Source organism: Comamonas sp. JNW (assembly GCF_003105075.1).
GTDB classification, from domain to species: Bacteria; Pseudomonadota; Gammaproteobacteria; order Burkholderiales; family Burkholderiaceae_C; genus Comamonas; species Comamonas squillarum.
Genome location: NZ_QETI01000005.1, coordinates 53,707 through 67,141, shown reverse-complemented (window position 1 = coordinate 67,141; position 13,435 = coordinate 53,707). Strand labels below are relative to the sequence as shown.

Genomic DNA, 13,435 nt, shown 5'->3' with positions numbered 1-13,435 from the left:
CTGCATTGCAGGAGGTTCGTTGGGGGATGCGAAGCGGCTTAAGGGGCTATCAGACCCGCTCGGCCACCCAGGCCTGAACGCCCGCCAGCGCTTGCGCCAGGCCCGCTGGGTTGGTGCCGCCAGCCATCGCCATGTCGGGCTTGCCGCCGCCCTTGCCGCCCACTTGCTGGGCGACAAAGTTCACCAGTTCACCGGCCTTGACCTTGCCAATACTGTCCTTGGTCACGCCTGCGGCCAGCTGTACCTTGTCGCCGTCGATAGCCGCCAACACGATGGCAGCGGTGCCCAGCTTGTCCTTGAGCTTGTCCATGGTGTCGCGCAGCGCTTTCGCATCGGCGCCATCCAGGGTGGCAGCCAGCACCTTGATGCCCTTGACGTCCACCGCCTGGCCGGCCAGCTCATCGCCCTGGCTCGACGCCAGCTTGCCCTTGAGCTGGGCCAGTTCCTTCTCCAGCGCCTTGATCTGGTCGAGCGCACCACCGATGCGGTGGTTCAGCTCAGCCACTGGGGCCTTCAAGGTGGCAGCGGCTTCGTCCACGGTCGATTCGAGCGACTGCAGGTAGGCCAGCGCGTTCTCGCCGGTCACCGCTTCGATACGGCGCACGCCAGCGGCCACGCCGCCTTCGGCGACGACCTTGAACAGGCCAATGTCACCGGTGCGCTGCACATGGGTGCCGCCGCAGAGTTCCCGGCTCGATCCAATGTCCAGCACGCGCACGGTCTCGCCGTACTTTTCACCAAACAGCATCATCGCGCCGGTCTTTTGTGCGCTCTCGATGTCCATCACGCGCGCGCCGGTTTCGGTGTTCGCCAGGATCTCGGCATTCACGCGCTTTTCGATCTCGCGCTTTTGCGCATCGGTCACCGGGCTGTTGTGGGCAAAGTCAAAGCGGGTGCGTTCCGCATTGACCAGGCTGCCCTTTTGCTGCACATGGTCGCCCAGCACTTCACGCAGCGCCTTGTGCATGATGTGGGTGACCGAGTGGTTACGCATGGTGGCGGCGCGCAAGGCGGTATCGACCTCGGCTTGCACCGCATCGCCCACCTTGAGGCTGCCCGCAGCGAGCTGGCCGTGGTGGCCAAACACATCGGCCTTGATCTTCAAGGTGTCTTCCACGACAAAGCGGTTGGCACCGGCCGAAATCACGCCCTGGTCGCCCACCTGGCCACCCGACTCGGCGTAGAACGGGGTGGTGTCCAGCACAACCACGGCCGTCTGGCCAGCGTTGATCGCGTTGACGCTGCTGCCATCGACATACAACGCCACGACCTTGGCGGCCTCGCTCAGCTGCGTGTAACCGGTGAAGGCATTGGCCGCGCCGGTGTATTCCAGTGCGCGGTCCATCTTGAACTTGCCCGCTGCGCGGGCCTGGCTCTTTTGCTGCTCCATCGCGGCATGGAAGCCCGCCTCGTCCACGCTCAGGCCGCGTTCGCGCGCCACGTCGTTGGACAGGTCCAGCGGAAAGCCGTAGGTGTCATGCAGCTTGAAGGCCACATCACCGGGCAGCACCTTGGCGCCACCGGCCAGTGCGCTGTCCAGGATGTCCATGCCATGGGCCAGGGTCTCGAAGAAGCGCTTTTCCTCGACCTTGAGCACCTCGGTGATGCGCGCTTCCTGCTCGCGAATCTTGGGGTAGGCATCGCCCATCACGGCGACCAGGTCCTTGACCAGCTTGTGGAAGAAGGGGGTCTTCTGGCCCAGCTTGTAGCCGTGGCGGATGGCGCGGCGGATGATTCGGCGCTGCACATAGCCGCGGCCTTCGTTCGAGGGGATCACGCCATCGGCCACCAAGAAGGCGGTCGCGCGGATGTGGTCGGCGATGACCTTGAGCGATGGGGTTTCCAGATCGTCGATATGGGTCTCGCGTGCAGCGGCCTTGATCAGCGCCTGGAACAGGTCGATCTCGTAGTTGCTGTGCACATGCTGCAAGATGGCAGCCAGGCGTTCCAGGCCCATGCCGGTGTCGACGCAGGGGGCTGGCAGCGGCTTGACCGAGCCGTCTTCGGCCATGTCGAACTGCATGAACACGTTGTTCCAGATCTCGATGAAACGGTCACCGTCTTCATCGGGCGAGCCTGGAGGGCCGCCGGCAATGTGCGGGCCGTGGTCGTAGAAGATTTCAGAGCAAGGGCCGCAAGGGCCGGTGTCGGCCATCATCCAGAAGTTGTCGCTCTTGTAGCGGCCGCCCTTGTTGTCGCCAATGCGGATCACGCGCTCTGGGGGCAGGCCGATCTCCTTGGTCCAGATGTCGTAGGCCTCGTCGTCTTCTTCATAGACGGTGGCCAGCAGCTTCTCGGCCGGCAGCTTGTAGACCTCGGTCAGCAGCTCCCAGGCCCACTTGAGCGATTCGCGCTTGAAGTAGTCGCCAAAGGACCAGTTGCCCAGCATCTCGAAGAAGGTGTGGTGGCGCGCGGTATAGCCCACGTTTTCCAGGTCGTTGTGCTTGCCACCGGCACGCAGGCAGGTCTGCACGCTCGTTGCCCGGGTGTAGGGGCGCTTGTCCGTGCCCAGAAACACATCCTTGAACTGCACCATGCCGGAGTTGGTGAACATCAGCGTCGGATCGTTGCCCGGCACCAGCGGGCTGGACGGAACAATGGTGTGCCCCTTGGACGCGAAAAAGTCCAAGAAGGTCTTGCGGATCTCAGCGACGGAAAAAGTGGGTGTACTCATGGTGTGATGCAGTGGTGGCGCCTGCCCGCTTCCCCTGAAGCGGTGCGGGCGCGAATCTTCCATTATAGGGTTTGGTCGCAACCGCAGCACCAGGGCAGCCTGTGCAAGGGCCCCTGGCGCGTGATGCGTAGTCTTCCAGCGGTTTACTGGGGCACGGGCAGTGGCGCCGCCTTGCGCTTGCCCTCCTGCTCCTTCATGCGCTTTTCATGGGCTTCGAGCTTGCGCTGCGCAGCCTCTTGCTTGGCATCGTATTCCTCTTGGGCCTCGCTGATGCTGTCCGCCCGGTCTTCGTTGTGGCGCTGCAGCGTGCGCTGCTTGCTGTCCACCTTGCCAGCCTGGCTGGTGGCACGGCGGGCGGCATCCTGCTCGCGGCGCTGCTGCTGCTCGGCAATGCTCTCGGCATTGCGCTTGGGCGCATGGCTGCTGCGCTGGGCCGCCTGCTCGTCGTGCTCTTTCTGGCGCTGCTCCAGATCGGGCTGGTTCAGGGCACCTCCATCCAGTGTGGGGTGCTTGCGCTCAAAATCGCTTTGCTTGTTGGCGCGGGCATCGCGCTGGTTGGCGGTTTTCTCGTCACGCTCTTGCGCATTGATGGCCAGCTCGCGCTGGCGCAGCGCGCGCTCTTCGGTGTTGTACTGGCGGCGCACCTTCTGCAGGCAGTCGGTCACCGCAAAGTGCTGGTAGCAGATCTTTTCGTTGTTGGCCAGGCGCGCTTCGCTGTCCTTGCGCTCCAGCGTGATCTGGGCACGCGCCTGCGTGCGCTCCTGCGCATTCGAGGTTTTGCCGGAGGCCGCATGGGCCAGGCCGGTGGCAGCCAGCAGCACCAGCACGGTGACAGTGTTCAAACGAGGCATAGGGGCCCTCTCTTCTCAGGTCAGCGCGGTATCGACCACGCGTCGCTCTAGCGACAAATACTCCTGCGACTGCATCTCGTTGAGGCGCGAGACGGTGCGCGGAAACTCATGGGACAGCGGCCCTTCGGTGTAGAGCTGCTCGGGCGGCACGGCGGCCGACATGATGAGCTTGACCCGGCGGTCATAGAGCACATCGACCAGCCAGGTAAAGCGGCGTGCGGGCGAGGCCATGTTGACGAACATCTGCGGCACATTGGACAGCAGCACGGTGTGGAACTGGGTGGCCAGCTCCAGGTAGTCATTTTGCGAGCGCGGGTTGACGCACAGTTCATGGAAATCGAACCAGATCACGCCCCCTGCGCGGCGGCGCGGCTTGAGCTCGCGCGACTCAATCTTGAAGACTGGTTTTTCGTCAGGCACCTCGGCCAACTGGCCAAAGGTCTGCTCCATCGCTGCATCGGCCTCCGGGCCCAGCGGGCAATGGTAGAGCTGGGCCAGCTCCAGCGCGCGGCGGCGGTAGTCGGTGCCGTTGTCGACATTGATCACATCCATGCGCGCGTTGAGCAGGTCGATGGCTGGCAGAATGCGGTCGCGGTGCAGGCCATCGGGGTAGAGGCCATCGGGCGTGAAGTTGGAGGTGGTGACAAAGCCCACGCCGTTGTTGAACAAGGCCAGCAGCAAGCGGTAGAGGATCATCGCATCGGTGATGTCCGCCACATGGAACTCGTCAAAGCAGATCAGCTTGTACTTCTTGGCGATCTTGGCGCCCAGCACATCGAGCGGGTCCTGCGTGCCCTTGAGCAGGGTCAGCTCGCGCTGCACCTCGCGCATGAACTCATGGAAATGCAAACGCACCTTGCGGCGCAGCGGCACGGCGTTGAAGAAGCAATCCATGATGAAGCTCTTGCCGCGCCCCACCCCGCCATACATGTACACCCCGCGCGGAATGTCGGGGTGGTTGATCAGCTTCTTGATCGGGTTGGAGCGCTTGTTCTTGTACTGCTCCCACTCATCGGCACAGCGCTGCAAGGCGTCCACCGCACGCATCTGTGCAGGATCACTTTGAAAACCCTTGGCCTTGAGTTCGGCCTCGTATGCATCTCTTACCGCTGTACCCATGGGTGTCTCAATCTCTTGTTGCTATAAATGACATAGCCTCTGGCGCAGAACCAATCTGCACCAGAGGCCATTTTCGCCTAAAACTTCAGGATCAGAAGTTCAGGGTGCGCTTGTCCACGGCCAGGGCCGCTTCCTTGGTCGCTTCCGACAGCGATGGGTGGGCGTGGCAGATACGGGCGATGTCTTCGCTCGATGCCTTGAACTCCATCGCCACCACGGCTTCGGAGATCAGCTCCGAAACCATCGGGCCGACCATGTGCACGCCCAGGATTTCGTCGGTCGTGGCATCGGCCAGGAACTTGACCATACCGGTGGTATCGCCCAGCGCACGTGCGCGGCCATTGGCCAGGAACGGGAAGGTGCCAGCCTTGTAAGCGACGCCGTCGGCCTTGAGCTGCTGCTCGGTGCGGCCCACCCATGCGATTTCGGGGCTGGTGTAGATCACCCATGGAATGGTCGCAAAGTTCACATGGCCGTGCTGGCCCGCAATGCGCTCGGCCACGGCAACGCCCTCTTCCTCGGCCTTGTGGGCCAGCATCGGGCCACGCACGACGTCGCCCACTGCCCAGACGCCAGGCAGGTTGGTCTTGCAGTTCTCGTCCACGACGATGGCACCACGCTCGTCCAGGGCCAGGCCCACGGCTTCGGGGTTCAGACCGATGGTGTTGGCCACGCGGCCGATGGACACGATCAGGCGGTCCACGTCCAGCTGCTGGGCTTCACCCTTGGCATTGGTGTAGCTGATCTGCACGCCCTTTTTGTCGGCCTTGATATCGCCAACCTTCACGCCCAGCTCGATCTTCAGACCTTGCTTGTCAAAGGACTTCTTGGCTTCCTTGGCGATTTGCTCGTCGATGGCGGGCAGGAACTTGTCCATGCCTTCGAGCACCGTCACTTCGGTGCCCAGACGGCGCCAGACCGAGCCCATTTCCAGGCCGATCACGCCAGCACCGATCAGCGCCAGCTTCTTGGGCGCAGCGCCCAGGCGCAGTGCGCCGTCGTTCGACAGAATCTTGTCTTCGTCGAAAGGCACGCCAGGCAGAGCGCGGGCATTGGAGCCAGTGGCCACAATGATCTGCTTGCCGGTGATGGATTCTTCGTCCTTGCCCGCGACCTTGATTTCGTAGCCGCCATCAGCGGCCTTCACGAAGGAGCCACGGCCGTGGAAGAAGGTGACCTTGTTCTTTTTGAACAGGTACTGGATGCCGTCGTTGTTTTGCTTGACGACGGTGTCCTTGCGGGCAATCATCTTGGCCACATCCATCGTGACCTTGCCAGTCGAGATGCCGTGGTCTGCAAAGTGCAGGTTGGCATGCTCGAAATGCTCGGACGACTGCAGCAGGGCCTTCGAGGGAATGCAGCCCACGTTGGTGCAGGTGCCGCCCAGGGCTGGACCGCCAGCGGCGTTCTTCCACTCGTCGATACAGGCCACTTGCATGCCCAACTGGGCTGCACGGATGGCCGCTACGTAGCCGCCGGGGCCGCCGCCGATCACGACGACATCAAATTGCTTGCTCATGATTAATCCAATGGTGTTAGTTCAAAACTGCCCTGGTGCAATGCCACACCGAAGAGGCCCGTTTTGGTGGTCAGTTGCTCGTCGTTTTGACGACCAAACGACAAGGTGGTGCCGGGATGGGTGCGGCAGACGAACATGAAGGAGCCGGACTCCAGGCATGCAATCTTGCCGCCAGCGCGCATCACCGCCCAGCCCATCTCTTCATAGCCCTGGGCCTTGAAGGGGATGAGCGGCAGCGGCGCGCCGGGCTCGCCGACAAACGAAATGGCCCATTGCGGGCCATTGCCGTCCGCCTTCGCGCCGGGCACCTCCTTGGCGGAGGTGACCGGGCGGATGCGAACCTGTGATGGGGCAGGCAGACCCCGGCGCGCAGCCTGGGTGCCTGCTGCCCACTGGAAGCGATAGTCACCGCTCCAGCTTTGCGTGGCGACATCCTGCGCTGCAGGACGGGACAACGTCCCGCAGGCGCCCAGCACAAGTGCGGACGCTGCAGCCACCAGAACGCGTAGCATCACTGCCCGGCGACCCGATTACAGGTCGAACAGCAGACGCGATGGATCTTCCAGCGCATCCTTCATCGCCACCAGACCCAGCACGGCTTCGCGGCCGTCGATGATGCGGTGGTCGTAGGACATCGCGAAGTAGTTCATCGGACGCACCACCACTTGGCCGTTTTCGACCACAGCGCGGTCCTTGGTCGCGTGCACGCCCAGGATGGCCGATTGGGGCGGGTTGATGATCGGGGTCGACATCATCGAGCCGAAGGTGCCACCGTTGGAGATGGAGAACGTGCCGCCGGTCATGTCTTCGATGCCCAGCTTGCCGTCAGCAGCCTTCTTGCCGAATTCGGCGATCTTCTTTTCGATGTCGGCAAAGCTCATCTGGTCTGCATTGCGCAGGATGGGCACCACCAGACCGCGTGGCGAGCCCACGGCGATACCGATGTCGAAGTAGCCGTGGTAGATGATGTCGGTGCCATCGACCGACGCGTTCAGCACGGGGTACTTCTTGAGTGCATGCACGGCCGCCTTCACGAAGAAGGACATGAAGCCGAGCTTGACGCCGTGTTCCTTGGTGAAGTCGTCCTGGAACTTCTTGCGCAGCGCCATCACGGGCGCCATGTTCACTTCGTTGAACGTGGTCAGGATCGCGTTGGTCGACTGCGACTGCAGCAGACGCTCGGCGATACGGGCACGCAGACGGCTCATCGGCACGCGCTGCTCTGGACGCTCGCCCAGGTCTTGGGCAGCGGCGGGCGACGCCACCTGGGGCAGCGACTTGGTCGGTGCGCCGGTGGGTATCACGGCGGCGGTGGACTTGACGCCACCGGCCACAGCGGCCAGCACATCACCCTTGGTGACGCGGCCGTCCTTGCCCGAGCCGGCCACAGCGCCGACTGCCAGGTTGTTGTCCGCCAGCAGCTTGGCTGCAGCTGGCATCGCCACATCGCCCTTGTTGCCACCGGCAGCTGCAGGCGCAGAAGCGGGGGCGGGAGCGGCAGCAGCTGGCGCAGGTGCTGCGGCAGCGGGGGCTGCAGCGGCGCCGGCCACGGCTTCGGTATCGATCTTGGCGATCAGCTGGTCAGCGATAACGGTCGCGCCGTCGCCTTGCACGATCTCGGTCAGCACACCAGCGGCAGGCGCTGGCACTTCGAGCACGACCTTGTCGGTTTCGATCTCGATCAGGATTTCGTCGACAGCAACAGCTTCACCGGCCTTCTTCTTCCAGGTGAGCATGGTGGCTTCAGCGACCGACTCGGACAGCTGGGGGACTTTGACTTCTACGATTGCCATAACAATTCTTTCTGTATTCGTTAAATGCTGAGGTCGAGCTTACTTGGTCAGCACAAAGCCCTTGAGCTTGCCGAATGCGCCTTCGACCAGCGCCTTTTGCTGCTCTTGGTGCAGGTGCGAATAGCCCACGGCAGGCGATGCCGAGGCGGCACGGCCGGAGTAGCCAAGCTTTTGGCCGTCGAGCATGTTCTCGTGGATGTAGTGCTGCACGAAGAACCATGCACCCTGGTTTTGCGGCTCGTCCTGGCACCACACCACTTCCTTGGCGGCGCTGTACTTCTTGAGTTCAGCGGCAAAAGCCTTGTGGGGGAACGGATAGAGCTGCTCGATACGGATGATGGCCACATCGGTGCTGCCTTCTTCGGTGCGCTTCTTGACCAGGTCGTAGTAGACCTTGCCCGAGCAGGCGATCACGCGCTTGACCTTGTCGGCCTTGGCAACGATGGCCTCATCGCGCTCACCGATCACGGTCTGGAAGCCACCGGAGGTGAATTCCGACACGGGCGAGGTTGCGTCCTTGTTACGCAGCAGCGACTTGGGCGTCATGATGATCAGCGGCTTGCGCAGCGGACGCACCATCTGGCGACGCAGCAAGTGGAAGATCTGCGCAGCCGTGGTCGGCTGGGTCACTTGCATGTTCTGGTCCGCCGACAGCTGCATGAAGCGCTCCAGGCGTGCCGAGCTGTGCTCGGGGCCCTGGCCTTCGTAGCCGTGTGGCAGCATCAAGGTCAGACCGTTGATACGGCCCCACTTGACTTCACCGGAGGCGATGAACTGGTCGATCACCACTTGCGCGCCGTTGGCGAAGTCGCCGAACTGCGCTTCCCAGATCACCAGGGTGTTGGGATCGTTGGAGGCGTAGCCATATTCGAAGCCCAGCACGGCCTCTTCGGACAGGATGGAGTCGATCACGGTGAACGGCGCCTGGTTGTCAGCGACGTTCTGCAGAGGGATGTAGGTGCCCTCATCCCACTTCTCACGCTTTTGGTCGTGCACGACCGAGTGGCGGTGGGTAAAGGTGCCGCGGCCGCTGTCTTCGCCCGACAGGCGGATGGGGTAGCCCGAGGCCACCAGCGAGGCGTAGGCCATGGTCTCACCCATGCCCCAGTCCACGTTGATGTCGCCACGGCCCATCGCTGCGCGGTCGTCATAGACCTTCTTGACCAGCTGGTGCGGGTTCACCGACTCCGGCAGGGTCGTGACGCGCTCGGCCAGACGCTTCCACTCGGCCACGGGAATGGCGGTGTCGGCGCTGTCGGTCCACTTCTGCTTGAGGAAGGGGCTCCAATCCACCGCGTACTGGCTCTTGAAGTTGGTCAGCACCGGGTCGACCGTGTGCTTGCCCGCATCCATGGCCGCGCGGTAGGCCTTGACCATGTCGTCGCCCAGCGTCTCGCCCAGCCCTTGCGTGGCCAGCTTGTCGGCGTACAGCTTGCGCGTGCCGGGGTGCTGGGCAATCTTCTTGTACATCAGCGGCTGGGTCAGTGCAGGCGTGTCCTGCTCGTTGTGACCGAGCTTGCGGTAGCAGATGATGTCCACCACGATGTCCTTGGAGAATTCCATACGGAAGTCCAAAGCCATCTGCATGGCCAGTGCCACCGCTTCGGGATCGTCACCGTTGACGTGCAGCACGGGCGAATCGATCATCTTGACGATGTCCGTGCAATACGTGGTCGAGCGCAGATCGCGAGGATCGGAGGTCGTGAAACCAATCTGGTTGTTGATGATGATGTGCACCGTGCCGCCCGTGGTGTAGCCACGGGTTTCGGACAGCGCCAGCGTTTCCTGGTTCACGCCCTGGCCGGCAAAGGCCGCGTCACCGTGCACCAGCACCGGCAGCACTTGCTTGCCCTGCGGGTCGTTGCGGCGGTCCATGCGCGAGCGCACCGAGCCTTCAACCACGGGGTTGACGATTTCCAGGTGCGAGGGATTGAAGGCCAGCGACAGGTGCACCGGGCCGCCAGTGGTCGACACATCGGAGCTAAAGCCCTGGTGGTACTTCACGTCACCGGCGGTCAGCTCTTCAGGGGCGGTGTGGTCGAACTCGGCAAACAGGTCCTTGGGCATCTTGCCGAGGGTGTTGACCAGCACGTTCAGACGGCCACGGTGGGCCATGCCGATCACGATTTCCTGCACGCCGGTCACGCCAGCGGCATTGATCAGCTGGTCCATCGCGACGATAAAGGACTCGCCGCCTTCGAGCGAGAAGCGCTTCTGACCCACATACTTGGTGTGCAGGAAACGCTCCAGGCCTTCGGCCGCGGTCAGGCGGTCAAGAATGCGCTTTTTCTGGTCGGCGTTGAAGGCGGGCTTGCTGCGAATGCTCTCGAGCTTTTGCTGCCACCAACGCTTCTGGTTTTGCTCGGCGGTGTACATGTACTCCGCGCCCAACGTGCCGCAATAGGTCTCGCGCAGTGCATTGAGCAGCTCGCGCAAGGTCATCGATTCCTTGCCGAAGAACGTGTTGCTGATGTTGAACACGGTTTCCTGGTCCGCATCGGTAAAGCCGTAGAAGGCTGGATCGAGCTCAGGAATTTCGGGGCGTTCTTGGCGCTTCAGCGGGTCCAGATCGGCCCAGCGTGCGCCCACATTGCGGTAAGCGGCAATCAGCTGCTGCACGGCAGTGCGCTTGCGGCCCAGTTCCGAATCAGCACCAGACGCTACCACCACCTTGGTCACGCCTTGTTTGGCGCGCTCGGCAAAGGCGTTGACGACGGGAAGATGAGGGACGTCCTTGGCGTTGCTGCCGTCCAATGCGGGGACGTTTTGCAGTGCATCAAAGTAAGCGCGCCAGGTGTCTGGTACGCTGCCTGGGTTATCCAGATAGTTCTCATACATCTCTTCGACATACGGGGCATTGCCGCCGAAGAGATAGGTGTTGCCTTGGTAGGCTTGATACACAGAATTCGTATCGCTCATTTTCTCCGCTGACCTCCGCTTTCCTCTGGAAAGCATTAGCTGGTGCATATAAACAACCTTCCGCGACACGGCTGAACCGATTGGCGGATGCGACTGTGGCTGGGAAGGGCCGAACAACGGGTATTGTGCCACTTCCGCCTGGGCTTGTCCTTCGATGGCCTTGGCCCCAGCAGATGGGTGCCCGAAATAGCGTAGGTTTATGCCGGAAGCAGATACATTTGCGCTATCCATTCACACCGATGCGCTTGATGTTCAACAACCACTCTCTTCACGACAAAGCATTCATCTTGCTGCTAATAGGCGTCACCATTGCCTTTTTTGCCGTGCTTTTCCCCTTTCAGGGGGCCGTTTTCTGGGCCGTGATCCTCGCTGTTGTGTTTACGCCTCTACACAAAAAAATCCTGGTCCGCCTCCCCAAATACCCGACTATTGCGGCCCTGATTACGCTGGTGCTGTGCCTGGTGCTGGTGATCCTGCCGCTGATCCTGCTGTCGATCTCGCTGGCCAAGGAGGCGGCCACCATCTACGAGAGCGTGCACTCGGGCGAGATGAATTTCGGCCAGTACTTCCAGCAGATCTACAACGCCATGCCCCAGTGGGTGCTGGACCTGCTGACCCGCTTCAACCTGAACGACCCCAAGGTGATCCAGGAGAAGATCTCCGGCATCTCGGTGCAGGCGAGCCAGTATGTGGCGACCAAGGTGCTGACCATCGGCCAGAACACCATGGGCTTTTTGGTGAGCTTTTGCATCATGCTCTACCTGCTGTTCTTCTTCCTGCGCGACGGCAAGACCTTGATCCGCAAGATCCTGGCCGCCACGCCGCTCGATGACGCGCACAAGAAAAAGCTGGGCGCCAAGTTCATCACCGTGGTGCGCGCCACGGTCAAGGGAAACCTGGCCGTGGCTGCCACCCAGGGCGCGCTGGGCGGCATCATCTTCTGGATTCTGGGCATCGAGGCCTCGCTGCTGTGGGGCGTGGTGATGGCCTTTTTGTCGCTGTTGCCGGCCGTGGGTGCAGCCATTGTCTGGGCGCCAGTTGCTATTTATTACATTGCCACCGGCTCCACCACCGAAGGCATTGTGCTGGCCGCCTATGGCGCCGCCATCATGGGCATGGTCGACAACGTGCTGCGCCCGCTCCTGGTGGGCAAGGACACCAAGATGCCCGACTACCTGATCCTCATCTCCACCCTGGGCGGGCTGTCGCTGTTCGGGCTTACCGGCTTTGTCATCGGGCCACTGATTGCCGCGCTGTTCATCGCGGTCTGGGATCTTTTTGCACCCCAGGCCCACATCAGCGACACCACAGAGGTAGACAATAGCGCCAAGTAACTTCTTCTTTTGGCGGGCGCGTGGCGCCTGCCCCTTCTTTGCTGCCCTGCCCCATGCCCGCTCGCGATTTTGAATCCCGCAAACAGGAATTCCTGGATTTCTACGCCGCCCAGTTGCCCACCCTTAAGGCTGCGGCGGCCTCGTTCAATGCGCTGATCCACGCCATCTTGAGCAACCTCGAGGGCGTCAACATCGCCAAGTTCGAGTGCCGGGTGAAGACCGCTGACGAATGCGTGCGCAAGTTCAAGCGCAAGTACCGCAACTTTGTCGAGGACCAGTCCGAGGACTATGCCATCGAGGACTACATCACCGACCTGATCGGCGTGCGCGTGGTCTGCCTCTATGAGGACGAGCCACCGGCCATCATGTCCCGGGTGCGCGAATATTTCGATGTGATCGAGATCACCGACAAGACCTCACCGATGGAAGACTCGGAGTCCGAGTTTGGCTACAAGGGCATCCATATGGACCTGCGGCTCAACCAGCAGCAGGCACAGCTGACCGAGCACCAGGCCTATGCCGACCAGGCCTTCGAGCTGCAGATCCGCACCATCATCCAGGACTCCTGGAGCGAGCTGGACCACAAGATCAAGTACAAGAAGTCCATCCCGACCAACCTCAAGCGCCGCATCAACATTCTGTCGGCGCTGTTTGAACTGGCCGACCGCGAGTTCTTGCAGATCCGCAATGAGACCAGCCAGGCGCTGGCGCTCTCGCGTGCCGAGGACGAGGTCGACGGCCCCCTGGGCGATGGCCTGGGCGACCACAACGAGCCGCTCGATGCCTTCAGCTTTGTCGCCTTTGGCTACAAGCACTTCCCCGGCTATGAGTTTGACCCGCAGAAGGTGGAGTTCTTCCTGGACGAGTTGCTGCATGACTTTGCCGTGCGCCACGCCGGCTGGCTGTTTGCCGTGGTGCAAAAGCATGTCACCACCGTGCGCCACTACAAAGCCGATTTCCAGCACCGCTACCCGTCCAGCAGCTTCAACCCCTTCACGGTGATGCGCCACTGCCTTTACCTGGAAGACAAGCAGCGCTTTCGCAAAACGCTGCGCAACTCCGCGCGTGAGGCCTTTGAGGAATGGTTGCAGCGCCAGCCCGCCAACAGCACCAGCGAAGACTGAGCGGCCAGAGCGTCCTGCCCTGATCTACAGGCCCTGTCTACCCAGGGCAAGCCCGGGCATGGGGCCAGAGCAATAGCCTAGCAAGACCCTCAGTCATTAGTT

The 13,435-nt window shown here is 62.0% G+C and carries 9 protein-coding genes; 2 read left to right on the top strand and 7 right to left on the bottom strand.

Translation table 11 applies throughout. From position 1 onward, the window contains the following. Window positions 1-49 precede the first annotated feature (49 nt). The 7 genes from alaS to DCO45_RS09195 all read right to left on the bottom strand — a co-directional run bounded on the left by alaS (window position 50) and on the right by DCO45_RS09195 (window position 10,875). Window positions 50-2,674, bottom strand: coding sequence for an alanine--tRNA ligase (gene alaS / locus DCO45_RS09225; protein ID WP_116925574.1), 2,625 nt, complete (start codon window positions 2,672-2,674; stop codon window positions 50-52). Between the two features lie 143 nt (window positions 2,675-2,817). Continuing rightward, entirely contained in the window at window positions 2,818-3,525 is a 708-nt protein-coding gene (locus tag DCO45_RS09220; protein ID WP_133248116.1) for a hypothetical protein, read from the bottom strand. A gap of 15 nt (window positions 3,526-3,540) precedes the next feature. Beyond that, the gene (gene zapE / locus DCO45_RS09215; RefSeq protein ID WP_116925572.1) at window positions 3,541-4,644 is read right to left on the bottom strand and encodes a cell division protein ZapE; all 1,104 of its coding nucleotides are present in this window, start codon (window positions 4,642-4,644) and stop codon (window positions 3,541-3,543) included. 91 nt (window positions 4,645-4,735) lie between these two features. Then, complete coding sequence (lpdA, locus tag DCO45_RS09210; RefSeq protein WP_116925571.1) at window positions 4,736-6,163, bottom strand: dihydrolipoyl dehydrogenase; 1,428 nt, start codon at window positions 6,161-6,163, stop codon at window positions 4,736-4,738. Window positions 6,164-6,165: 2 nt separating this feature from the next. After that, window positions 6,166-6,618, bottom strand: coding sequence for a hypothetical protein (locus DCO45_RS09205; RefSeq protein WP_116925570.1), 453 nt, complete (start codon window positions 6,616-6,618; stop codon window positions 6,166-6,168). A 75-nt stretch (window positions 6,619-6,693) separates the two neighbouring features. Further along, window positions 6,694-7,956: a 2-oxoglutarate dehydrogenase complex dihydrolipoyllysine-residue succinyltransferase gene (gene odhB / locus DCO45_RS09200; protein WP_116925569.1), complete on the bottom strand. Its 1,263-nt coding sequence runs from the start codon at window positions 7,954-7,956 to the stop codon at window positions 6,694-6,696. A gap of 39 nt (window positions 7,957-7,995) precedes the next feature. After that, the gene (locus tag DCO45_RS09195) at window positions 7,996-10,875 is read right to left on the bottom strand and encodes a 2-oxoglutarate dehydrogenase E1 component (protein WP_116925568.1); all 2,880 of its coding nucleotides are present in this window, start codon (window positions 10,873-10,875) and stop codon (window positions 7,996-7,998) included. A 248-nt stretch (window positions 10,876-11,123) separates the two neighbouring features. Here DCO45_RS09195 and DCO45_RS09190 point away from each other — a divergent pair, with 248 nt between their 5' ends. Next, window positions 11,124-12,209 carry an AI-2E family transporter gene (locus tag DCO45_RS09190; RefSeq protein WP_116925754.1) on the top strand — a complete coding sequence of 362 codons (1,086 nt, stop codon included), beginning with the start codon at window positions 11,124-11,126 and terminating at the stop codon, window positions 12,207-12,209. 53 nt (window positions 12,210-12,262) lie between these two features. Next, entirely contained in the window at window positions 12,263-13,333 is a 1,071-nt protein-coding gene (locus DCO45_RS09185) for a (p)ppGpp synthetase (RefSeq protein ID WP_116925753.1), read from the top strand. Window positions 13,334-13,435: the final 102 nt, after the last annotated feature.

Bases quoted from the DNA above. Each gene is read 5' to 3' on its own strand.
- alaS (WP_116925574.1), bottom strand. From the start codon at position 2,674: ATGAGTACACCCACTTTTTCCGTCGCTGAGATCCGCAAGACCTTCTTG.
- DCO45_RS09220 (WP_133248116.1), bottom strand. From the start codon at position 3,525: ATGCCTCGTTTGAACACTGTCACCGTGCTGGTGCTGCTGGCTGCCACC.
- zapE (WP_116925572.1), bottom strand. From the start codon at position 4,644: ATGGGTACAGCGGTAAGAGATGCATACGAGGCCGAACTCAAGGCCAAG.
- lpdA (WP_116925571.1), bottom strand. From the start codon at position 6,163: ATGAGCAAGCAATTTGATGTCGTCGTGATCGGCGGCGGCCCCGGCGGC.
- odhB (WP_116925569.1), bottom strand. From the start codon at position 7,956: ATGGCAATCGTAGAAGTCAAAGTCCCCCAGCTGTCCGAGTCGGTCGCT.
- DCO45_RS09195 (WP_116925568.1), bottom strand. From the start codon at position 10,875: ATGAGCGATACGAATTCTGTGTATCAAGCCTACCAAGGCAACACCTAT.
- DCO45_RS09190 (WP_116925754.1), top strand. From the start codon at position 11,124: ATGTTCAACAACCACTCTCTTCACGACAAAGCATTCATCTTGCTGCTA.
- DCO45_RS09185 (WP_116925753.1), top strand. From the start codon at position 12,263: ATGCCCGCTCGCGATTTTGAATCCCGCAAACAGGAATTCCTGGATTTC.